The 22,703-nt window shown below is 41.3% G+C and carries 22 protein-coding genes; 12 read left to right on the forward strand and 10 right to left on the reverse strand.

Annotated elements, in window-relative coordinates; all coding sequences use genetic code 11:
- Positions 1-2: 2 nt before the first annotated feature.
- Together IE056_RS08745 and IE056_RS08750 are read left to right on the forward strand one after the other, a co-directional pair.
- Positions 3-356: an arsenate reductase family protein gene (locus IE056_RS08745; protein WP_189604331.1), complete on the forward strand. Its 354-nt coding sequence runs from the start codon at positions 3-5 to the stop codon at positions 354-356.
- Positions 349-1,245 (forward strand): DMT family transporter, encoded by an 897-nt coding sequence (locus IE056_RS08750; RefSeq protein WP_189604332.1) that lies wholly within the window; start codon positions 349-351, stop codon positions 1,243-1,245. Before IE056_RS08745 ends, IE056_RS08750 begins: the two co-directional genes overlap by 8 nt.
- Before the next feature lie 89 nt (positions 1,246-1,334).
- Here the strand turns inward: IE056_RS08750 and IE056_RS08755 are convergent, their stop codons facing one another.
- Complete coding sequence (locus IE056_RS08755; protein ID WP_189604333.1) at positions 1,335-1,829, reverse strand: acyl-CoA thioesterase; 495 nt, start codon at positions 1,827-1,829, stop codon at positions 1,335-1,337.
- A 136-nt stretch (positions 1,830-1,965) separates the two neighbouring features.
- On the opposite strand from IE056_RS08755, the gene IE056_RS08760 reads away from it, so the two are divergent.
- The 3 genes from IE056_RS08760 to nadD are packed head-to-tail and all read left to right on the forward strand — an operon-like array spanning position 1,966 to position 3,994.
- Positions 1,966-2,823, forward strand: coding sequence for a YicC/YloC family endoribonuclease (locus IE056_RS08760; protein WP_189604334.1), 858 nt, complete (start codon positions 1,966-1,968; stop codon positions 2,821-2,823).
- Positions 2,823-3,413 carry a guanylate kinase gene (gmk, locus tag IE056_RS08765; protein ID WP_189604335.1) on the forward strand — a complete coding sequence of 197 codons (591 nt, stop codon included), beginning with the start codon at positions 2,823-2,825 and terminating at the stop codon, positions 3,411-3,413. Before IE056_RS08760 ends, gmk begins: the two co-directional genes overlap by 1 nt.
- Positions 3,410-3,994: a nicotinate (nicotinamide) nucleotide adenylyltransferase gene (gene nadD, locus IE056_RS08770; protein ID WP_189604336.1), complete on the forward strand. Its 585-nt coding sequence runs from the start codon at positions 3,410-3,412 to the stop codon at positions 3,992-3,994. The genes gmk and nadD overlap by 4 nt, the downstream gene beginning before the upstream one ends.
- Positions 3,995-4,041: 47 nt before the next feature.
- Here nadD and IE056_RS08775 read toward each other — a convergent pair whose 3' ends face one another.
- The 3 genes from IE056_RS08775 to IE056_RS08785 all read right to left on the reverse strand — a co-directional run bounded on the left by IE056_RS08775 (position 4,042) and on the right by IE056_RS08785 (position 7,285).
- Positions 4,042-4,911, reverse strand: coding sequence for a carboxypeptidase-like regulatory domain-containing protein (locus IE056_RS08775; RefSeq protein WP_189604337.1), 870 nt, complete (start codon positions 4,909-4,911; stop codon positions 4,042-4,044).
- A 198-nt stretch (positions 4,912-5,109) separates the two neighbouring features.
- A complete protein-coding gene (gene amaB / locus IE056_RS08780; protein WP_189604338.1) occupies positions 5,110-6,663 on the reverse strand; it encodes an L-piperidine-6-carboxylate dehydrogenase in 1,554 nt (517 codons plus the stop codon).
- 103 nt (positions 6,664-6,766) lie between these two features.
- The gene (locus IE056_RS08785) at positions 6,767-7,285 is read right to left on the reverse strand and encodes a 3-hydroxyanthranilate 3,4-dioxygenase (protein ID WP_189604339.1); all 519 of its coding nucleotides are present in this window, start codon (positions 7,283-7,285) and stop codon (positions 6,767-6,769) included.
- Between the two features lie 162 nt (positions 7,286-7,447).
- On the opposite strand from IE056_RS08785, the gene IE056_RS08790 reads away from it, so the two are divergent.
- The 6 genes from IE056_RS08790 to IE056_RS08815 all read left to right on the forward strand — a co-directional run bounded on the left by IE056_RS08790 (position 7,448) and on the right by IE056_RS08815 (position 15,999).
- Complete coding sequence (locus tag IE056_RS08790; RefSeq protein ID WP_189604340.1) at positions 7,448-8,518, forward strand: isoaspartyl peptidase/L-asparaginase family protein; 1,071 nt, start codon at positions 7,448-7,450, stop codon at positions 8,516-8,518.
- 211 nt (positions 8,519-8,729) lie between these two features.
- Positions 8,730-9,575, forward strand: coding sequence for a phospholipase A (locus tag IE056_RS08795; RefSeq protein WP_189604341.1), 846 nt, complete (start codon positions 8,730-8,732; stop codon positions 9,573-9,575).
- Positions 9,576-9,793: 218 nt separating this feature from the next.
- Positions 9,794-10,291, forward strand: a complete 498-nt coding sequence (locus tag IE056_RS08800; RefSeq protein ID WP_189604342.1) for a GbsR/MarR family transcriptional regulator — start codon at positions 9,794-9,796, stop codon at positions 10,289-10,291.
- Between the two features lie 21 nt (positions 10,292-10,312).
- Complete coding sequence (locus IE056_RS08805; protein WP_189604343.1) at positions 10,313-11,431, forward strand: efflux RND transporter periplasmic adaptor subunit; 1,119 nt, start codon at positions 10,313-10,315, stop codon at positions 11,429-11,431.
- 11 nt (positions 11,432-11,442) lie between these two features.
- Complete coding sequence (locus IE056_RS08810; RefSeq protein WP_189604344.1) at positions 11,443-14,589, forward strand: efflux RND transporter permease subunit; 3,147 nt, start codon at positions 11,443-11,445, stop codon at positions 14,587-14,589.
- 9 nt (positions 14,590-14,598) lie between these two features.
- Positions 14,599-15,999 (forward strand): efflux transporter outer membrane subunit, encoded by a 1,401-nt coding sequence (locus tag IE056_RS08815; protein WP_189604345.1) that lies wholly within the window; start codon positions 14,599-14,601, stop codon positions 15,997-15,999.
- Positions 16,000-16,157: 158 nt separating this feature from the next.
- Here IE056_RS08815 and IE056_RS08820 read toward each other — a convergent pair whose 3' ends face one another.
- The 4 genes from IE056_RS08820 to IE056_RS08835 form a co-directional block, all read right to left on the reverse strand.
- Entirely contained in the window at positions 16,158-16,667 is a 510-nt protein-coding gene (locus IE056_RS08820; protein WP_189604346.1) for a YciI family protein, read from the reverse strand.
- Complete coding sequence (locus tag IE056_RS08825) at positions 16,664-17,146, reverse strand: CYTH domain-containing protein (protein WP_189604347.1); 483 nt, start codon at positions 17,144-17,146, stop codon at positions 16,664-16,666. Before IE056_RS08825 ends, IE056_RS08820 begins: the two co-directional genes overlap by 4 nt.
- Positions 17,147-17,283: 137 nt before the next feature.
- Positions 17,284-18,423: an aldo/keto reductase gene (locus IE056_RS08830; RefSeq protein WP_189604348.1), complete on the reverse strand. Its 1,140-nt coding sequence runs from the start codon at positions 18,421-18,423 to the stop codon at positions 17,284-17,286.
- A gap of 126 nt (positions 18,424-18,549) precedes the next feature.
- Positions 18,550-19,212: an NAD(P)H-binding protein gene (locus IE056_RS08835; protein ID WP_189604349.1), complete on the reverse strand. Its 663-nt coding sequence runs from the start codon at positions 19,210-19,212 to the stop codon at positions 18,550-18,552.
- A 335-nt stretch (positions 19,213-19,547) separates the two neighbouring features.
- Here IE056_RS08835 and dinB point away from each other — a divergent pair, with 335 nt between their 5' ends.
- Positions 19,548-20,651 carry a DNA polymerase IV gene (dinB, locus tag IE056_RS08840; protein ID WP_189604350.1) on the forward strand — a complete coding sequence of 368 codons (1,104 nt, stop codon included), beginning with the start codon at positions 19,548-19,550 and terminating at the stop codon, positions 20,649-20,651.
- A gap of 98 nt (positions 20,652-20,749) precedes the next feature.
- On the opposite strand, the gene pyk is transcribed toward dinB, so the two are convergent.
- Together pyk and IE056_RS08850 are read right to left on the reverse strand one after the other, a co-directional pair.
- Complete coding sequence (gene pyk / locus IE056_RS08845) at positions 20,750-22,180, reverse strand: pyruvate kinase (RefSeq protein WP_189604351.1); 1,431 nt, start codon at positions 22,178-22,180, stop codon at positions 20,750-20,752.
- Positions 22,181-22,672, reverse strand: coding sequence for an IPExxxVDY family protein (locus IE056_RS08850; protein WP_189604352.1), 492 nt, complete (start codon positions 22,670-22,672; stop codon positions 22,181-22,183).
- Positions 22,673-22,703: the final 31 nt, after the last annotated feature.

A 22,703-nucleotide genomic window follows, 5' to 3' on the forward strand; every position in this document is an offset into this window, starting at 1 on the left:
CTATGAAAAAGATCTATTACCTCTCCACCTGCGACACCTGTAAAAGAATTTTATCTGAACTTGATGCTCCTTCAGATTTTGATCTTCAGGATATAAAATCAGATCCTTTGACAAAAGAGGAAGTTGAGCAGCTAAAATCTCTTGCAGGCAATTACGAATCACTTTTTAGTAAAAGAGCAAGATTGTACAAGGAGAGAGATCTTAAAAATAAGGAACTTAAGGAGGAAGATTATAAAACTCTTCTTCTGGAACATTACACGTTTTTAAAGCGGCCGGTTATTGTACATGAACAGGAGATCTTTATAGGAAATTCAAAAAAAACAGTCGAAGCAGCCAAAGCCTCGCTTCATGAGTAAGCGTGTCCTGGCGATCATTGCTGCCATTGTGGCCAGCGGGATCTACGGGATCAATCATACGGTAGCCAAAGGAGTGATGCCAGTTTACATCGAACCATTCGGATTTATTTTTCTTCGCGTATTTGGTGCAGCCATACTATTCTGGGCGATCAGTCTCCTGGGACCAAAAGAGAAAATTGCCACTTCGGACTGGCCGCGGATTCTCGCCTGTTCGATCTTTGGAATGGTCATTAACATGCTGTTCTTTTTCAAAGGCCTAAGTCTTTCCACTCCAATCAATAGCTCGGTCATCGTCACCCTTTCGCCGGTCATGGTGCTTATACTTGCTTCGGTTTTAATAAGGGAAAGGATTACCCTTTTAAAAAGCATGGGCATTATTGTAGGACTCGCGGGCGCGATGGTGCTGGTGCTTTTTAGTGCAGAAAGCAAAGACAACGCTCCCAACATTCCCCTGGGAAATGTGCTTTTTATGGTAAACGCTTTTTCTTACGGATTATATCTCATCCTGGTAAAACCACTTACCTCAAAATATCATCCATTCACTCTAATGAAGTGGTTGTTTACCCTTGCCGTATTCATCAACCTTCCTATTACAATTGGAGAATTCACGGCAGTTCAATGGCAAAGTCTACCTTTTGAAGCCATTTGGAAAATGGCTTTTGTAGTGCTGGGAACTACTTTTACGACCTATTTACTTAATGTGTTTGCGTTAAGGCAACTCTCTGCCTCCACGATTAGTGCTTTTATTTATTTACAGCCGCTAATCGCAATTATTTACGCCATTGCAACAGGCGCCGACAGCCTTAACACCACAAAAGTAGTTGCAGGATTACTGGTCTTTACAGGAGTTTATATGGTAACCAAGAAAAAAACAGAAATACGGGCTTAGCCGCTACTACATAGTAAAAATATAGTTTCTACTTTTCAGTCTGAAAATTGAATTTTCAGATGTAAAAAAGTGGACCCAAATAAAATTTATCAGGATTTAAACATCGCAGGATCTATATCATTCGGTCGTTTTCCGAATCTGCGGGTATCTTCCTTTGTCAGCACTTTAAAATCGTCAGATCGTTCCATGTTGTCAAAATTGCGGTAGAAATCTTCTGGCAGAGCGGTTAGTTTTCTGGTTTCAAGATCTATCCAGGCGCCCATCATTTCACAGCTGGCAAAATTCCGTCCTTTGTGATCATAGAAATTATGCACAAATTCGAAATACATTCCATCTTCAGAAAGACCTTTTAACTGCAAGGAAACTCGTACCGGTTTTCCGGCAAATACTTCCCTGAAATAGTAGATGTGTTCATAGAAAACTACCGGCCCCAGATTGTTCTGCACCAGTTCCTTTTGTCCGAAGCCATTTTCCATTAAAAAACCCATTCGGGTATGGCTCATAAAATTGATGTAAGCAGTGTTGGCAAGGTGTCGGTTAGCATCCAAATCACTCCACCTGATATCAAATTCTTTAAAGTACATATGTCAAATTTTTCCATAAAACTACAAATTTTTATTATGCATGCATAGAAAAAATCTGCTACAAAAACATCTCTGTAGCTTTCTTATGGCACTTTTACAGTTTTCCGTATCTTTGTGCAACTTTTAAAAACTGCACATGATCCAGTCGATGACCGGTTTCGGAAAGAGCGTATTGCAGCTTCCTTCCAAAAAAATAACCGTAGAAATAAAATCCCTTAACAGCAAAAACCTAGACCTCAACGCCCGCATACCATCTCAATACCGCGAAAAGGAACTGGTGCTTCGGAATATGATCTCCAGAAGCCTTACCCGCGGAAAAGTAGATTTTTCGGTCTTTGTAGAAAGCACGGGAGAAGAAACTTCGGCAACCGTAAATGCTGCAGTAGTGAAAAATTACATTTCGCAACTGAAAGAGATCGTACCGGGAGACGAAACCGAACTGCTGAAAATGGCTGTTAGAATGCCCGATGCTTTGAAAACGGAGCGGGAAGAAATTGACGAAACCGAATTTGATTCTATTGTGGAAGCCGTTGAAGAAGCACTGAATGAGATCAATGAATTTCGTTCTGCCGAAGGAAAAGCGCTGGAAGATGAATTGAGACAACGCAACCAGAATATTATAGATCTTCTGGAAAGAGTCATTTCCATGGATCCCGATCGTATTGCCGGGGTGCGGGAACGCCTGCACAAAAATGTTTCTGAATTAAAAGAAAATGTTGACGAGAACAGGTTCGAACAGGAATTGATCTACTACATTGAGAAATTTGATATCACAGAAGAAAAAGTGCGGCTGGAAAACCACCTGCAATTTTTTACACAAAACCTGAATTCTGAAGATTCCAACGGAAAAAAACTTGCCTTTATTTCTCAGGAAATGGGTCGTGAGATTAACACCATTGGAAGTAAATCCAACTATGCCCCTATGCAGCAATTAGTGGTGCAAATGAAGGATGAGCTTGAAAAAATTAAAGAACAACTTTTAAACGTACTTTAATGGCAGACGGGAAATTAATAGTTTTTTCCGCGCCTTCCGGTTCGGGAAAAACAACCATCGTACAATTTTTATTGGCTCAGGAGGAACTGAAACTTGATTTTTCTATTTCGGCAACCTCCAGAGAACCCCGCGGAAATGAAGTAAATGGTAAAGATTATTATTTTTTAAGTCTCAGGGAATTCAAAGACAAGATCAAGAATGATGAATTTCTGGAATGGGAAGAGGTTTACAGAGACAATTTCTACGGAACTCTAAAAAGTGAAGTCAACCGCATCTGGGCCGAAGGAAAAAATGTAATTTTTGACATTGATGTTGTTGGCGGTTTGGATATAAAGCAGATCTATCCTGAAAAAACCCTGGCTGTATTTGTAAAACCACCGAGTATTGAGGAGCTGAAAATTAGGCTAAAAAAGCGTAAAACAGAATCTGATGACAAGATCAATATGCGGGTGGCAAAAGCCTCCATTGAACTTGCAACAGCGCCACAGTTTGACCATATCATTGTCAACAACAACCTCAACATCGCATTGGAAGAAGCCTACGCCCTGGTATCAGACTTTATGGGAGCAGAAAAGAAATCGGTAAAATGAAAAAGAAAGTAGGCTTGTTTTTTGGCACTTTCAATCCAATACATATTGGGCATCTTATTATTGCCAATCATTTGGTGCAGTATTCAGATCTAGACGAAATGTGGCTGGTGGTCACACCCCATAATCCGCATAAGAAGAAGAGCAGCCTGTTAGACAACAACCACCGATATGATATGGTGTGGAACCTGTGTGAAGATTATCCGCAGCTTAAGCCCAGCAACATAGAATTTGGATTACCACAACCAAATTACACCGTAAAAACCCTGGCACACCTGGAAGAAAAATTTCCGAAGTATGAATTCACCCTAATCATGGGAGAAGATAACCTTAAAAGCTTCCACAAATGGAAGAACCATGAGATTATCCTGGACCGCCATGACATCATTGTATATCCACGTTTTTCTGAAGGAGAAACAGCACCTGAATTTTTGAATCACTCAAGAATCCAGAAGGTAGATGCTCCAAAAATTGAGATTTCCTCCACCTTTATCCGGCAGGCTATAAAAGAAGGCAGGGACGTGCGGCCAATGCTCCCCGACTCTGTATGGCGATATATAGATCAACTGGGGTTTTACAGGTAATCAATTTTTCCTGTTTTTTATTTCCACAATTTGATTAGTACAAAAATTTAATCCACACACATTGCATCAATATACATGCTTAACCTGCCGGTTTGTGATTTCCAGGAATCCATTGCCTTGTCCCTTGAGTACACTTTATTAAAAGGCGACTGACTTCCAGGGATGGAAAAGAACTTACTTTCTGTATCTGCTTTCTCGCTTTCAACCCATTGAATAGAAATCACCACTGTCTCCAGCTCTTCACGGAGAAAAATATCATATTGATCCAAATCCACCGTGTACCAGCCGATTTGTTTGTCTTTTAATTCAAAAATGATATTATCACTAATAAGCAATTCATCTGGCAGATCATCTTTTAAGCTGTAAATATTCAACCTGAATTTTAGGGTTTTAAATTCATTTTGAGATATACTCAAATTGAATTTCTCTACCCTGCAATCTTTGTTCAGGCGAAATTTCATTCCCAGCTCCTTGCTCAGCCTGTCATCCACGTCTTCTTCATAAACCGTATAAAAATTATAGTGCAACAATCCTAATCCGTTGTTGGTGCGGCCTATTCGTTTTGGTTTGGCAGCTTTTGTATCTAGCACCACTTCTTCAAGTTGATCTTCAGAAGCATTCATCGAAATTTGAACAGGAGAATTCAAATCTGAAACTAATTTTTTTACAGCATCATAACCAATATAAGAAAATACCAGCGTGTCACTTCCTTGCACATTAGCAGGTAACTTTAACCGGAATTCCCCTTTTTCACTGGAGACAGTTCCAATACTCTTATTAAAAATTCCGATGTTGACGTATGCCAGCGGCTGATTGCTTTCAGCATCTTTAATAGCTCCTGAAATCAGCTTTTCCTGTGCAATGGCATTCAGCGAAAAGCAAATGAGGAGCACTAAAAAGAGGAATGTATTATTCATTTTTGATTTAGTATTTTAATGAAGTGCCGCAAATCTGTCTCTTTCTACCCGATTTTAGCAGCAGCTACTTTTAAACACCTCAAATATATCTTTTAACTATTATTTTAGCATTATCAACTCCGTATAAAACAAAAAACCCGCTTCGTTAGAAGCAGGTTTTCTCTAAAATCTCCGATCTGATATCTCACATCTGTAAATCTACAAATCGAATTTGATTCCCTGCGCCAGTGGCAGCTCAGTCGTGTAATTGATTGTATTGGTTTGTCTTCGCATGTATACCTTCCAGGCATCAGATCCCGATTCGCGGCCACCGCCTGTATCTTTTTCACCTCCGAAGGCTCCTCCAATTTCTGCTCCCGAAGTTCCTATGTTCACGTTTGCAATTCCGCAGTCAGATCCTTCCACAGAAAGGAATTTCTCTGCCTCCCGAAGGTTGTTGGTCATAATTGCCGAAGAAAGTCCTTGTGTAACTCCGTTTTGAAGTTCCAGTGCATTTTCCACTCCCCCGGAATATTTCATCATATATAGTACCGGTCCAAAAGTTTCGTGCTGTACGATTTCGTAATGATTCTCTGCTTCGGCAATGGCTGGTTTTACGTAACAACCGCTTTCATAACCTTCTCCTTCCAGAACGCCTCCTTCTACAATAATTTTTCCGCCTTCTTCCACTACCTTTTTAAGCGCATCCTGATAATTCTTCACCGAATCTTTATCAATAAGAGGTCCTACGTGATTATTCTCATCCAAAGGATTTCCAATGCGCAGCTGCTTGTAAGCATCCACAATAGCTCCTTTTACTTTATCATACATAGATTCATGGATGATCAATCTTCGGGTGGAAGTACAACGTTGTCCTGCAGTTCCAACCGCTCCAAAAACAGCTCCAATCACCGTCATTTTCACATCTGCATCAGGAGTCACAATGATGGCATTGTTTCCTCCAAGTTCAAGCAATGATTTTCCCAGTCGCTCTCCTACCGCAGCCGCTACTTTACGTCCCATTCTAATGGAACCTGTAGCCGATACCAACGGCACGCGCTTATCTTTGGTCATCATTTCTCCCACAGTATAGTCCCCGGTAATGAGGCAGGAAATCCCTTCCGGAAGTCCGTTTTCAGCAAAAACCCGTGCTGCGATATTCTGACAAGCTACAGAAGTCAGCGGAGTTTTTTCAGATCCTTTCCACACACAAACATCTCCACACACCCAGGCTAAAGCCGTGTTCCAGGACCAAACGGCCACCGGAAAGTTAAAAGCAGAAATGACTCCCACTACTCCCAGCGGATGATATTGTTCGTACATTCGGTGACCGGGACGTTCAGAATGCATCGTTAATCCGTGCAATTGTCTTGATAATCCGACTGCAAAATCACAGATATCTATCATTTCCTGAACCTCGCCCAGTCCTTCCTGATATGATTTTCCCATTTCATAGGAAACCAGCTTTCCAAGAGGTGCCTTTAATCTTCTTAATTCATCATTAAATTTTCTGACTATCTCTCCCCGTTGCGGAGAAGGCATGGTACGCCAGATTTTAAAAGCTGCCTCTGCGGTTTGGACCACTTTCTCATAATCCTCAGCGGTGGTGGCTTTTACCTTCCCTATCAAAGCTCCGTCTACCGGAGAATAGGATTCGATCTCCCCCCCTGAAGAAAACCAGTCGGCTCCTGTGGAAGTTCCGTTATTTATGTTTTTCACACCCAACTCTTCAAGAGCCTGAGTGATCCCAAATTTTTCTGCTACTGAACTCATAAATCTTTAAATTTTAATATGGTTTTATGTGGTTTATTGCGAAAATAAGAAAATTCATTTTGCCAGTTCCTTTTCGGCAAATGAGATTTTTTAACTTTTAAAGCTATTTTCTCTCCATTACAGTTCCACATTTGTCACAAGTGCGCAACTCTTCACTTTCGTAAAAATGCTTGAAATGTTTCTGAAAATCATTTTCAATGTCATTTAAAGTGAAGTAAACCTCATATAATTTGTTGTTGCAATTGTCACAAAACCAAATTAATCCATCTTTTGCATCAAGATCTGTTCGTTTCCTTTCCACCACTATCCCTACAGAACCTTCCTGTCTTTCGGGAGAATGAGGGGTTTCTGCAGGGTTCAGGTACATGTCGCCGGGGCCAAGTTCCATCGTCACCTTTTGCCCCTCATCCTGTACATGTACTTTTATATTGCCTTCCAGCTGGTAAAACAGCTCTTCAGTTTCATTGTAGTGGTAATCTTTGCGATCATTAGGGCCGCCCACCACCATCACGATGTAATCCTCAGATTCTGTGTACAAACTTTTATTTCCAACAGGTGGTTTTAAAAGATCCCGGTTTTGTTCAATCCATTTATTCAGGTTGAACGGTTTATTTACTGCCATTTTTCATATTTTATATCATAAAATTAAGCATTCTAAAGCTAACATTGTCTGCTCCTGCTTTTTCTTTCCATTTCTATTGCTTCGGAAGGTAATATGCTCCATAAATGACCAGAGGCAACAACAATTTTTTTCCTAACTTTCTACCCATAAATCACCATTATTATGAAAAAAATATTTCTTCTCGTATCGCTTGTCTTTGCCTTTGGTTGTAATGATTCCGGAAATGCACCAGTCCCACAGGCTGAAGCTTCAGAAAAACCAGAAACTCATGATCCTGAAAACTTCGGAATTGTCATTCACGGGGGAGCCGGTACCATCCTGAAGGAAAACATGTCCGATTCGCTGGAGCAGGCCTATAAAACCAAGCTGGAAGAAGCCATTAGAACAGGCCATGAAATTCTGGCTAACGGAGGGACTGCCTTAGAAGCTGTTCAAAGAACCATCAATGTATTGGAAAACTCTCCTCTTTTTAACGCCGGAAAAGGAGCTGTATTTACCAATGAAGGAAAAAATGAACTGGATGCTTCCATTATGGATGGTGCAACCCTTAATGCCGGAGCGGTCGCAGGGGTGACTACTGTCAAAAACCCAATAAACCTGGCTTATGAAGTAATGGAAAACTCAGAACACGTGATGATGGCCGGAAAAGGTGCCGAAACATTTGCCGCTCAAAATGGACTGGAAATAGTAGATCCAGAATACTTTTATACCGAAAACCGCTTCCGAAGCCTGGAGCGCATAAAAGATAGAGAGGAAACTCAGCTGGATCATGATGATAATAGGTCTGCCTTTGTAGACTCTTATATTAAAGATTCTAAATACGGAACTGTAGGTGCTGCAGCATTGGATAAACACGGCAATCTTGCTGCCGGGACTTCCACCGGCGGAATGACCAACAAACGTTGGGGACGCATAGGAGATGCCCCTATCATCGGTGCAGGAACGTATGCCAACAATAAAACCTGTGCGGTTTCAGGAACAGGATGGGGTGAGTTTTTTATTCGTGGCGTGGTGGCTTATGATATTTCAGCTTTAATGGAATATAAAGGATTAAGCCTCCAGGAAGCAGCCCGGGAAGTAATTCAGAAAAAGAATCCGGAGCTGGGAGGTAACGGCGGAATCATTGCCATAGACGGTGAAGGAAATGTAGCCATGGAGTTTAACACTGCAGGAATGTATCGGGCAACCATGAATAAGAATGGCGAACTTGAAATAGGGATTTACAGCGAATAGGGGAAAAATTTTTTATAATAATCCGGCACCTTTCTTACGGTTCACTTGACATCAACTTTTCCAAAGTTTGGAACTTTGGAAAAGTTCTTTAACGGAAGATTACTTCTTTTAACATAAGATTAAATCCCTATTTTTCGGTAGTCTCTGCTCTACCTATAGCTTTGCTTCAAACATTTCCGAAGGAATTTAATTAGAAGTCAACAACTTTACAATGAAAATATACTACACCATATCATTTTTGATCCTTTTAGCCTTCAGCAGCAGCAGCAGTTATGGGCAGCAGTTAACCAGAGAACAGGTAGACGATACTATTAGCAAAATGTCTTCCTTTTCCATGTATGAGGACAACTATTTTATTAGCGGTGTCCCTTTAAATGAAGATATCAACAAGCAAACTGCAGATGCAAAATATCAAATAAGTTTCAAGCAACTCATTACCCGAAAAACGCTGCCGCTGGATTCCTATCTTTTTCTTACTTATACCCAAACCTCTTTCTGGAACGTGTATGATACTTCCAGCCCATTTGAAGAAATAAATTTCAATCCGGGGATTAGTGTGGGAAAACCCATCTACAATAGCGATAACAGGCTCATAGGAATGGCTTTTCTTAATGCCCAACACGAATCAAACGGTCGCGACAGCATCTACTCCAGAAGCTGGAACAAACTCTCCCTTAGCTTTAAGGCAGCTCTTACAGACAGGATACATATGAGCATTGAGGGCTGGCTTCCGTTTCGGTATAAAAAAGACAATCCCGATCTCATGGAGTACATGGGCCCCGGGGAACTGGATTTTACGTATGATCTCAAACCAGACCGACTGGCACTGGAGGTAATGGTGCGAAAAGGCCTTAATTGGGAATGGAAAGGAGCTGTAAGAACGAGATTATCTTACAGACCCTTCAAAATGAGAACCCATCGGCTTACCCTGGAATGGTTTCATGGATATGCAGAAAGCCTGATAAGCTACAATGAATTTACCAGCATGGTAAGAATAGGATTCTTATTTAAATCTGATGACCTCAATTTTCTGAAACCTGCTCCCAATCAGTTTTAGTATTTATCTCCACTAACCCTTCTTTCAAAAATTTCCACCTAATCTTCAGGCTGACATAAGCTTAACTTAAAGTTAGCCTCGGTCGTTGTTTTATCATTTCCCACCCCACTAATTTTGTTACAAACGTCCCTTGCAACATCGCAAGAAAATTTTAGTTTCATTGGTTCGGTTTGTTCAGAACTAATCACTACTTTTGCGCCTTCAGAAAATTAATGTAGATGAAGGAAGAAGATTTAGATAAGCAAAAAAGGCAATTGATCGAAAAAATGGGAGTCCATTTTGAAACGGAAAACCTGGCACCCCTGGCGGCAAGAATATTTGCCACCTTGATTTTAACAGGGAATAAAGGTGTCACGTTCGAGGAACTTGTGAATAACCTTTGTGCCGGAAAAAGTTCTATTTCAACCCATTTAGATCATTTACAGTCGACAAAAAGGGTGAGATATTACACCAAATCGGGAGACCGGAAGCGATATTTCATCATTAACCCGGACCTGATGTTGAATCTTATTGATGAAAAAATTGCCAAATGGGAAAATGAAAAAAAACTTCATGAGGAGATTTTAATATACAAAAAAGAAAGGAATGCCCTTAAAAAAGATAGTGAAGAACATCAATTTGATCTAGATTTCCAGAGGGATTTCCTCACTTTCCTGGAGGAGACCACTGCCGCAGTTCAAAAATTTAGATCAAGAATAATTACAAGAAACACCTAATAAATACAATAGTTAATCAAGATGAGAAAATTAAGTTATTTCGGTTTTATATTAAGCACTTTTCTTTTTATGTCGTGCCAGGATGAGCAGAGTGCACAAGGTGCCGCTCAAGGCCCTGCGCCGTATCCGGTTATTGAAGTTCCCAATAAAACTGTGACTGGTTATACAACCTATCCTGTAAGCATCGAAGGTACTGTAAGCAGTGCTGTACGCGCCAAGGTTTCAGGTTATATTACAGATGTACTGGTGGATGAAGGACAGCCGGTAAATAAGGGACAAACGTTGTTTAGACTGGAAACAGAATCATTATCTCAGGATGCCGGTGCTGCCAGAGCGAATGTAAATGCAGCCCAGGTTGAAGTAGATAAACTTAAGCCTTTGGTGGAGAAAAATATCATTAGCCCTGTACAACTTGAAACAGCCAAAGCACGCCTGGAGCAGGCAAAAGCCAATTTAAATAGTGTTGCTGCCAGTATTGGGTACGCTACTATAAAAAGTCCTGTAGATGGTTATGTAGGCGCTATTCCTTTTAGAGAAGGCGCGCTTGTAAGTCCCGGTGATCCAACTCCGCTTACCACAGTTTCAGATATTGATGAGGTGTACGCTTTCTATTCAATGAATGAAAGAGACTACCTGAATTTTATTCAGAATGCTGAAGGAGAAACAATTTCAGAAAAAATTGAAAACTTCCCTGAAGTAGAGCTTGCCCTTGTAAATGGAAAGATCTATGAGCACAAAGGTGAGATCGAAACAGTAACAGGCCAGGTTGACCGCTCCACAGGAACCGTTGGCTTTAGGGCAAAATTCCCTAATCCAGGTAGAATCCTCGCTTCCGGGAACAGTGGTAATATAAGAATTCCAAGAACGTATGAAAACGTACCAGTGGTTCCTGAAGTTTCTACTTTCGAGCAACAGGGAAAAGTTCATGTTTACCAGGTACAGGGTGACACTGTAGCTATTTCAAAAGTTATCCAGGTACAGGACAGGATTGACAATGTTATTGTAGTTGCTTCGGGTCTACAGCAAGGCGACAAGATCATTGCCAGAGGTGTGGGACAGTTGCGAAATGGTACACCTGTACAACCGCAACCCGTGGCTTTTGACAGTATCGCCAATACCCTACAACCAGTATTTAAATAAAAAATTAGAAAATGCTAAAGACTTTTATAGAGAGACCTGTACTATCTACAGTAATCTCCATCATCATATTTATGCTGGGAGTGCTGGCAATTACCACGCTACCGGTCACCCAGTATCCAGACATTGCTCCACCTACTGTACAGGTTAGTGCCAACTATCCGGGTGCTAACGCAGAGACGGTTCTGGAAAGTGTTATAATTCCTATCGAAGAACAAATTAACGGGGTGGAAGGGATGACCTACATTACCTCAACAGCCAGTAACAATGGTAGTGCAAGTATAAATGTTTTCTTCGACCAGGGAATTGATCCTGATATTGCTGCAGTAAACGTGCAAAACCGGGTGGCAAGGGCCACACCTTTGCTTCCGCGGGAGGTAACACAATCGGGGGTAACAACGCAGAAACAGCAAACCAGTTCCCTGATGTTTCTTACGATGTTATCTGAAAATGAAGAATATGATGCTACTTTTATTCAGAATTATCTCAACATCAATGTTATTCCTGAATTAAAAAGGATCAATGGGGTTGGAGATGTGCGTCTTTTTGGATCTAAGAACTATGCCATGAGGATTTGGCTGCAACCAGAAAGACTTGCAGCTTATAATCTGATGCCATCTGATGTTACTGCTGCCATCAACGAACAGAGTTTGGAAGCAGCTGCAGGTTCTTTAGGACAAAATGATGCCGAGGCTTTTGAATATGTTATTAAATATGGTGGACGCTACAATACCGAAGAAGAATATGAGGACATCATCATTACAGCCCTTGACAACGGCCAATTTTTAAGGTTAAAAGATGTCGCGGAAATTGAGATGGACGCCGAAGGATACAGTGTTATTTCTTATACAAACGGATTACCGGGAGTAAGTATGGCAGTTTACCAAACTCCTGGTTCCAATGCACAGGAAATTATCGAAACTATCCATGAAAGGTTAGCCGAACTTGAAGGAGGTTTTCCTTCAGGACTTGATATCCTTATAAATTTTGACACTAATGAATTCCTGCAGGCTTCTATTAGTAAAGTGGTTATCACACTTATTGAAGCTTTTATTTTGGTGTTCCTGGTGGTATTTCTTTTCCTTCAGGATTTTAAATCCACCTTGATCCCTGCCATAGCAGTTCCGGTATCTATTGTGGGCACCTTTTTCTTCCTTAATCTCTTTGGTTATTCCATCAACCTACTTACGCTGTTTGCACTGGTACTTGCCATTGGTATTGTGGTGGATGATGCAATTGTGGTAGTGGAAGCCGTACATGCCAAACTGGAAGAAGGCGCTGAAAGCGCAAAGAAAGCTACGGAATCTGCCATGAATGAGATCGCAGGAGCTATTATTTCGATTACGCTGGTAATGGGTGCGGTTTTCATTCCCGTTACTTTTATTTCGGGACCTACGGGAGTATTCTATGAACAATTTGGGGTGACTTTAATGGTGGCTATTGCAATTTCAGCAGTAAACGCATTAACGTTGAGTCCAGCATTATGTGCTTTGTTCCTGAAACCACATCAGGAGAAAGCACACGAGAAAAAAGGATTTCTAAAGAGATTTTTTACCTCTTTTAATGTTGCATTTGATGTTACAACCAAAAAATATGTGAAATCGCTAGGTTTCCTATATAGGTTTAAATGGATCACTGCTGTGATAATTATTGCTTCTGTAGGAGCCATTTTCTGGGCTTCTTCAACCACTCCTACAGGTTTTGTGCCTGATGAAGACCGGGGGATGGTTATGGCTAATATCTCACTTCCTCCGGGAGCATCATTGGACCGAACTGTAGAAGTGACTTCCGCATTAAGCGAAAGAGCAAGGCAAATTCCGGGAATAGAAGCAGTTTCTATGGTAAACGGATTTAGTTTGATTGGTGGCGCCGGAAGTAATTACGGACTTGGATTAATTAAACTTGCCCCCTGGGATGAGCGTGATGACGACTCAACTTCTGTGGAAGCCATTATTGGACAACTTTTTGGAGTAGGTGCAGGCATTGCCGATGCTGATATCCTGTTCTTCCAGCCTCCAAGTGTACCTGGATTTGGTGTTTCCTCGGGGTTTGAGATGCAGATCCTTGACAGGTCGGGTGGTTCTTTTACCGAACTTGACCAGGCAGCCCAGGGATACCTTAATGATTTAATGCAGAGACCAGAGATTTTGTATGCACAGAGTTCCTTTAACACCAATTATCCGCAGTATGAAATTGACCTGAACGTGCCAAAGGCCAAAGAAGCCGGCGTCTCGATTAGCAGTATTTTCTCCACCCTTCAGGGATATATAGGAAGTATGTATGCAGCTGACTTTGCCCGCTTCGGAAAACAGTACAGGGTTTATGTACAGGCTAAACCGGAAGCGCGAGCGACTGTAGGAGACCTTAATTCCCTATTTGTTAGAAACGGACAGGGGGAAATGGCTCCTATTACAGAATTCGTAGAATTAAAACGGGTTTATGGACCACAATCTGTAACCAGGTTTAACCTCTTTAATGCGGCCGCAGTAAATGGAGCACCGGCTCCCGGATATTCTTCGGGTGACGCCATTGCAGCAGTACAGGAAGTAGGAACCGGCTCTCTTCCGGCAAATTATTCTATTGATTTCTCGGGATTAACAAGGGAAGAAATTTCAGCAGGAAACCAGACGATATTTATCTTCATGTTAAGTATTATGTTTGTGTATTTCATCCTGGCGGCGCAATACGAAAGTTACTTACTTCCATTAACCGTATTGCTCTCACTTCCGGTGGGAGTGATGGGAGCCTATGTTACTACCGCATTGACAGGTTTGGAAAACAACATTTACTTCCAGATCGCTTTGATCATGCTGCTGGGGCTGCTGGCCAAAAATGCCATTTTGATCGTGGAATTTGCCATACAGCGGCGTAGAGCAGGAATTCCTATAGTCGAAGCTGCTTTTGATGCGGCAAGGGTACGACTCAGACCAATTTTGATGACTTCCTTCGCCTTTATTATAGGATTGTTGCCGTTGGTATTTGCTACCGGAACCGGAGCAGCAGGAAACAGATCCATCGGTACAGGTGCCGTGGGTGGTTTACTTATTGGTACCCTGCTTGGAGTTTTCATTATTCCAATCCTTTACATCCTGTTCCAGTGGCTTCAGGAGAAAATTAGCGGAAAACCGGAAGCTGTTACTGAAAACAATGATCATTTATAAAATTATAAAATGAAGAATTTAAGAGTATATAAATTTATTTTAGTTCCGGCCGTTTTGTTCTCATTGCAGTCCTGCTTTGTGGCAAAAGACTATGAGCGTCCTGAAGTAGTGGAAGAAGAGTATTACAGGACAGACATGCTGCCCGAAGATGGCTCCAGCATGGCAGATGTTTCCTGGAGGGAACTATTCACAGATCCATATCTCAAGGGTTATATAGAAGAAGCTCTCGAGAACAATATTGATATACGTATTGCACTCCAGCAGATCTCTGCTGCCGAAGCTTATGTTAAACAGGGAAAAGCCAGTTACTTTCCCACCTTTAGCCTTAGCGGCGGATTAAATCATCAAATCCTTTCCGGAAACAGTCAGTTTGGCTCCATTTTCGACGGAAGCATTACTCAGTATGAAGCTACAGGAAGTCTTTCCTGGGAAGCAGATATCTGGGGAAAGATTCGGAGTAATGACCGGGCTTTTCAGGCTTCCTACCTGCAGTCTATTGCTGCACACCAGGCAGTAAAAACTGAATTAATAGCGAACATTGCCTCCTTGTACTACCAGTTGCTGGCTCTCGATGAGCAAACCCGTATTACCAGGGAGACCATTGTGACCCGTGAAAGCAGCCTGGAAACAACAAGAGCCTTAAAAGAAGCCGGTAACGTTACCGAAGTGGGCGTTCAACAAACAGAAGCGCAGCTTTACCGTGCCCGCGCAGTATTGCTAAACCTGGAGAACAACATTCGGCTTCTGGAAAACGGATTATCCATTTTGCTGGGTGAAGCTCCGCACCAAATAGAGAGAAGCAGCCTTGCAGAGCAGGAAATAGAAAGCGAATTAAGAATCGGGGTTCCCGCACAATTGCTAAGAAACCGTCCAGATGTAATTGCTGCAGAATACAACCTGGTCAATGCTTTTGAACTGACCAATGTGGCACGCAGCAGCTTTTATCCTTCTTTGAATCTAACTGCTTCAGGTGGGTTCCAGAGTCTGGATTTTGCAGAACTTTTTAATGCCAATTCTTTATTTGCCAACCTCGCCGGTTCCCTGGCGCAGCCCGTTTTAAACAGGCGACAAATAAGAACGCAATTCGAAGTTGCACAGGCACAACAGGAAATAGCATTTCTAGATTTCAGAAGATCAATTTTAACGGCTTCCCGTGAAGTTTCTGATGCGTTGTATAACTTTGAAACAGCCGAGGAAAGAATAGAGCTTAAAACGAAGGAATTTGAAGCTTATGATCTTGCCACCAGCTATTCTGAAGAATTACTCAACAATGGGATGGCAAATTACCTGGAAGTCTTGACCGCAAGGGAAAATGCCCTGAACTCCAGGCTGGAACTTATTGATGCAGAGTTAAACAGATTATACTCTATAGTAGACCTATACCAGGCTCTTGGCGGAGGCTGGGAATAATTTTTTCATGATTGATTAGATTAGTTTAGTGTGTTGGTGACTGCCCCGTTTTGCGGGGCAGTTTCTTTTTATATGAATTTACATTCCTCTTAAAGTAGCTGGACTTTTAAATCACCTCGAGCAAATCCAACTTAGAATAAATCATTTTTCTCAATTAGCTATTCAAGTTTTCTTCCTTTTACCGTCCACCAGGGAAGTACTTCCACTTCCAGTCTGCCGGCTTCTACCATTGGATCCAGCCGGGCAAGACTATCGGCTTCTTCTGCTGTTCGGGTGTTGAAGATTACTACGCCACGCAGTTCACCATCATTTTCAAAGGGTCCGGTAAGACCGGCATAACCTTCAGATAGCATTCGATTTAAATGCGCCATATGCTGTTTTTGAAGCTCAGCGGTTTCAGTGGAATCCTGGTTTCGGTTCTGCCCTTCTTTCAGAAGCACCATGTAATACTGCTGCATCAACAAAGTAGAATCTCCTTCTTTATGCAAGAACACCTGGTATCCGTCGTTTTTCAATTCCTCTGCACGGCTTTCGGAATCATCTGTGCCGGTTATGGCTTCCACTTTTTCCGGACCGGGAATTCCGCGGGAATTTTCCGGTTTTTCAGTTCTTTCCTCACAAGAAGTTAAGATCAAAAAAAGGCTGAAAATGCTAAGATATTTTTTCATTGTTCCTCAATTTTCCATGTCTGGTAGGGTTGGTTCACCAGGTATGAATTGTAATACCGCTTGGCTCCTGAAACTTCCTTTCCCAACCACGACGGTTTCTCATATTCTTCCTCTTCGGAAGTAAGTTCTACTTCTGCCAGCAAAAGACCTTTGTTTGCACCAAAAAACTCATCAACTTCAAAAATATGGTTTCCGGAATTTACTTCATATCTCACTTTTTCCACCATTCCGGGTTCACAGAGTTTTAGCAAAGCCTCTGCTTCCTCCACGGAAATTTCTTTCTCCCATTCATAACGGCTCAATCCTGAATCATTACTTTTCCCCTTGATGGTCAAAAATGCCCTGTCACCTTTGATGCGGACTCTTACCGTACGTTCGGGTGCGCTGTTCAAATAACCCTGTACAATTTTCTGTTGCCTTATAGCTTCTGCTTTAAAAGCTTCAGAAGTCACTAAAAATTTTCGTTCTGTTTCTATCATTTTTCAGAAGTAGCTCTTTTATAATTTTTGTTCAGATGTCCTTTTAGTCTTTTTCAGGAGCTTCGGTTTTCCCAAGATTTAAAAAGCGACCGGTATCAAAATTAGAATTTATAGTTACAGAATTTTTTATGAAGGAATTATTTCTTTTCTTCAGGAACAGGAGCGTTGGATGCGATGAGACCTTCAGCTTTCAGTTCTTTCCAGAAATCTGCCGGAATATTTTCACTCATGGAAGCCACGTTGGCTGCAGCCTGTTCCGCCGTACTTGCCCCCGGGATCACAGAAGCCGCAACTGCCGGAGCAGCACAAAACTGTAAAGCAGCCGATCTTAATTCTACCTGATGGCTTTTGGCAATTTCGCACAATTTATCTCTTTTCTCCATGAAAGCCTGCGGAATATCATTACTGTAATTATAACGGTCATGTCCTGCCAAAAACCCGGAATTTAAAGGCGCTCCCATGACCAGCGAAACATCATTCTTTTCACAAGCAGGAAAGAGCTTATTCAAGGCCTCTTCATGTTCAATTAATGAATAGCGGGTAGCCGAAAGAAAGATATCGGGATCTGCCACTTCCATGGTTCGCAGGATGGGTTCTATCCTGTTCACTCCAAAGCCCCAGGCTTTGATGAGACCTTCTTCCCGCATTTTAGTAAGTTCGGGCATGGCTCCTTTTCTGGCTTCCTCAAAATATGTAGTCCAGTTTTCTCCCATATCTTCATTATCGGGCGAAAGATCGTGAATAAAAACGATGTCCAGATACGGCAGCCCCATTCGATGTAAACTGTCTTCAACAGATTTCCTTACCCCTTCGGCAGTGTAATCATATTTATAGTTGAAATTCAATTTTCCTTTCCAGATTCCATCTGGCATTTCAAAATCAGAATCGGGTTCTAAAATCCGACCGATTTTAGTGGAAAGCACATACTCTTCCCTGTTTTTATTGTAGAGGAACTGTCCCATGCGGCGTTCGCTCAATCCCAAGCCGTACCACGGGGAGGTATCGAAATAACGAACTCCGGAATCCCAGGCGGCTTCCAGCATCTGCCTAATTTGTTCATCACTATTGACATGAAAAGCACTTCCGGCAGCCACCCCACCCAATCCGTATTTTTTTCCGGGAGTATATCTTTCTCCGGAAGTTTTGTTTTTAGGTGCGGCAAAAGGTGTGCTTCCTAAAATATTTTCGCTGCTCATAGCAGAAAACATTGCTGCAGGAGCAAATGTTGCAGCTGAAGTTAGCATGGATTTAAATATAAAGTCACGTCTGGAAACCATAATGTTTTTGTTTAATCGGTAATCGCTTTTCCTAAAGAAAATCCCCTGCATTTGCAGAATCCTTTTAATTACAAGTTATAGTAAAATCATGTTTTATGTCGTTAACCTGATGTTAAGCCTGAAAACCTATTTTTCCGCATCCGCAATTTCCTGAATTTCTTTTGATTCTATCATTACTGCAGCATAGCGGTGGTTGGCGACAAAGATCATAGCTTTTGCTATAGCTTCCGCCTGTATACTCTTATATTTTTTCAGAGGCCCCACCAAAAAATGATCTCCTACTCTCATTAGCTGCTTCCAGACATATTCCAGTGGTCGTTTCTCTTCGCGTTTCCCGGCGATGAGAGAAGGCCGGAAAAGGTAGGTTCGGGAAATTTCTTTTTTTAGAACATCCTGTTCCATTTCCCCTTTTGTCCTGTTGTAAAAAAATTTACTTTCAGGATCTGCACCCAAAGCTGAAACTATCAGCAGCGTTTCTATGTTATTTCGCTTGCACAACTCTGCAGCGGCAACAGGTATTCCATAGTCCACTTTCTTATACATCTCCTCATCGGGTGTTTTCTTCTGTGTACTTCCCACACAGCAATAAACTTCATCCCCGGTAAAAAGATCTGCATGCTGCTCGAGTTCGAACAGATCTATAAGGTGTTCCTCCACTTTTGGATGTGCCACAGCGGCAGTGCTTCTGGAAAAAAGCTTTACTTTTTCATACCTGTCATCAAGGAGAAGCTTGTTCAGAACGTTGCTTCCGGTTAAACCTGTCGCCCCTAATATAATTGCTGTTTTCATAGTCTTTCCTGTTAGGCTTATTAAGGTAGTAGTTTTTTCTACGAATTCAAAGATTATAACAACGTCTTAAGTTTTTAGGTGAACCAATGCAGAGAATTCAAAGAACAAGAATTTTTCAATTTTCCTATGTTAGATAACTGCAAAAGATGGGTCTACCCCTTTATAAAAATTATTCAGGCAGATCAATTTAGTTTACACCCGGCTCCAGAATGAAAATGCTCAGCTGTTAAAAAGAGGGAATTCTGCAAGAGCCTGACCTGCGTCAGGGCTAATTCAAGGCAACATTTTTTGTTCGCCTACGGCTCTGAAGACTGAACTTTCATTAGCTTTACAGGGTGGAACAGCAACTGCCTTTACGAAAGATTATTCATGTTGACATGGATGCATTCTATGCATCGGTTGAGCAACTGGACAATCCTGAATTACGCGGAAAGGCCCTAGCGGTAGGAGGAAGTTCTGAACGTGGCGTGGTAGCCGCAGCAAGCTATGAAGCACGCAAGTATGGTGTAAAAAGTGCCATGAGCAGCATCATTGCAAAAAGAAATTGTCCGCAGCTCATTTTTGTGAAGCCAAGATTCGAGCGTTACAGGGAAATTTCCCAGCGCATCAGGAACATCTTTTTTGAATATACAGACCTTGTAGAACCTCTTTCTCTGGATGAAGCTTACCTTGATGTAACCGAAAACAAAAAAGGAAATCCCAGTGCTACTTTAATTGCAAGGGAGATACGCCAAAAGATCTTTGAAAAAACAGGATTAAATGCTTCTGCAGGAATTTCGATCAATAAATTCATAGCTAAAATTGCCAGTGATGTCAACAAACCCAACGGACAAAAAACCGTTAATCCTGAAGAGGTAGAAGCTTTTCTGGAGGAACTTGAGATCAGGAAATTTTACGGCGTAGGGAAAGTCACTGCCGAAAAAATGTACCAGCTGGGCATTTTTACCGGAAAAGACCTGAAAACAAAATCTCTCGATTTTCTCAACGAACACTTCGGAAAAAGTGGGGAACATTATTACAACGTGGTAAGAGGAATACACTTTAGTGAAGTAAGGCCTTCACGCATCAGGAAATCCCTGGGTGCCGAACGTACCTTCGATGAAAATATCTCTTCAGAAATATTCATGCTGGAGCGGCTCGGCCACATTTCCGAAGAAATAGAACGCCGACTCTCAAAAAATAAAGTGGCAGGAAAAACAGTGACTTTAAAGATCAAATACAGTGATTTTACGCTGCAGACACGAAGCAAAACACTCTCCTATTATGTTTCTTCCAAAGATTTGATCCTTGAAATAGCAAAAGATTTACTGTACCAGGAAAAAATGAAGGATTCTGTAAGGCTTCTGGGAATTTCCCTTTCAAATTTAAACACCGATAAAGACAAGGAGAAGGAAGAGGAGAAAAAGGAAGTGGCAGTACAACTAAGATTTGAATTTTAAGATCCACAAAAAGAAAACTTTTTATAAACAATAAAGCCACAAATACACCAAATAGTAAGTAGTGCATTCGTGGCTTCAGATTATTTAAAAACTACCTTTTACTTAATTTCAGAAATACGAAGGGTATTTACCATTCCTTTATCTGTAATTGGCATGGCTGCAAGGTTAATTGTAAAATCACCTTTTTGAACATATTCTGTTTCAGAAGCGATCCTGTTGATATCTTCTATAGTTTCATCTGTACTTACAAATTTGTCATAATAGAACGCCTTTACACCCCATAAAAGACTCAGTTGCGAAAGAATACGTCTATTGGAAGTAAATACCAGGATATTTGCTTCAGGTCTCCATGCAGAGATCTGGAAAGCCGTGTATCCACTGTTGGTAAGGGTACAGATAGCTGTAGCCTTAATCTCATTGGCCATATGCGCAGCATGATAACAAATAGATTTTGTAATGTATCTTTTTGTACGTACATGCGGTGGTTCATGAGGTACTTTAATAAGCGGAGAATTCTCTACACTCATTAAAATCTGACTCATCTTTTGAATAACCTGTACAGGATAATTACCTACAGAAGTTTCACCGCTCAACATCACGGCATCGGCTCCATCCATAACAGAGTTGGCAACGTCATTAACCTCTGCCCTTGTAGGCGTAAGGCTGGTGATCATTGTTTCCATCATCTGGGTGGCAATAATTACAGGAATACGTGCTTTTTTGGCTTTTAATACCAGTTGCTTCTGAATTAACGGAACTTCCTGGGCAGGAACTTCCACTCCAAGATCTCCCCTGGCAACCATAATACCGTCACAATAGGCAACGATCTTGTCAATGTTCTCAACACCTTCAGGCTTTTCTATCTTTGCGATAATCGGGATCTTATGATCTGTGTGTTTCGCAATTAATTCCTGAAGCTCAATAAGATCTTCACTGTGACGCACAAACGACAAAGCTATCCAGTCTACCTCCTGCTCTACAGCGAAAATAGCATCTCTGATATCTTTTTCCGTTAATGCCGGGAGTGAGATTTTTGTATTGGGAAGGTTAACCCCTTTTTTTGATTTTAAAGGTCCACCCTGGATGACCTTGGTCAAAACTTCATCTTCTCTGTTGGTGCTAATGACTTCAAACATAAGCTTCCCGTCATCAAGAAGAATTCTTTCCCCGGGATTTACATCCTGTGGGAAGGTATCATAATTCATATAGACCCTTTCTGCCGTACCTTCAAATTCTTTTCCGGTAACAAAGGTAATTTCATCTCCTGGAGAAACGACTATTTCATCCTTCATTTTCCCCACTCTAAGCTTGGGTCCCTGAAGGTCTCCAAGGATAGCAGCAGTAAAACCGTGTTCTTCATTTAATTCCCGTATCATTTTAATACGCTCCTTTACATCTTCATAGTCGGCATGGGAAAAATTGATTCTGAAAACATTTACTCCCGCACGAAGCATATCTCTCAAAACATCTTTAGAACTGGTCGCCGGCCCAAGGGTAGCTACAATTTTAGTCTTTTTGTTATTTGGCATTTAGTCAAAAATTAAATTTTCCTTAGATTTTATCTTATTAATTTCAATGGAATATGCGGTCGCGATCTGTGGGATTTCTTTAATCCTTTCCAGAAGTAATGCTTCCGAAACCAGGTCGGAATCTTCTTCTATTTTCAGAAAAAAATCCACTTTTTTAAACTCTGGTAAGAGATAAATAGTCTCAGATGACATCTCTTCTTCTCCGAAAAGAGAACCAAAGTCGGCTGTTGTTTTAATTGACTGCCCTTTACACTTATTACTGATCAAAAAATAATCACAATATTTTTGCTCATCATTATAGGTGTACAAAGCAAAGACCGCCAGAGAGGATTTGATGCGAAGATCAATGTCGTTTCGCCCCCTGGACAATCGTAAATTAAGATGCTTGTTCAATAAAAAAGCCAGTTTATATTCCTCTACGGAACAGTGAATGGCTATAAGTTTATAAGAGTTATCGACAACAGCATCCAGAATTAATTTATGCGCCAGCATATTCTCAACTTAATTGATAAAGATAAAATAA

Source organism: Salinimicrobium marinum (assembly GCF_014651535.1).
In the GTDB taxonomy this organism is placed as follows: Bacteria; Bacteroidota; Bacteroidia; order Flavobacteriales; family Flavobacteriaceae; genus Salinimicrobium; species Salinimicrobium marinum.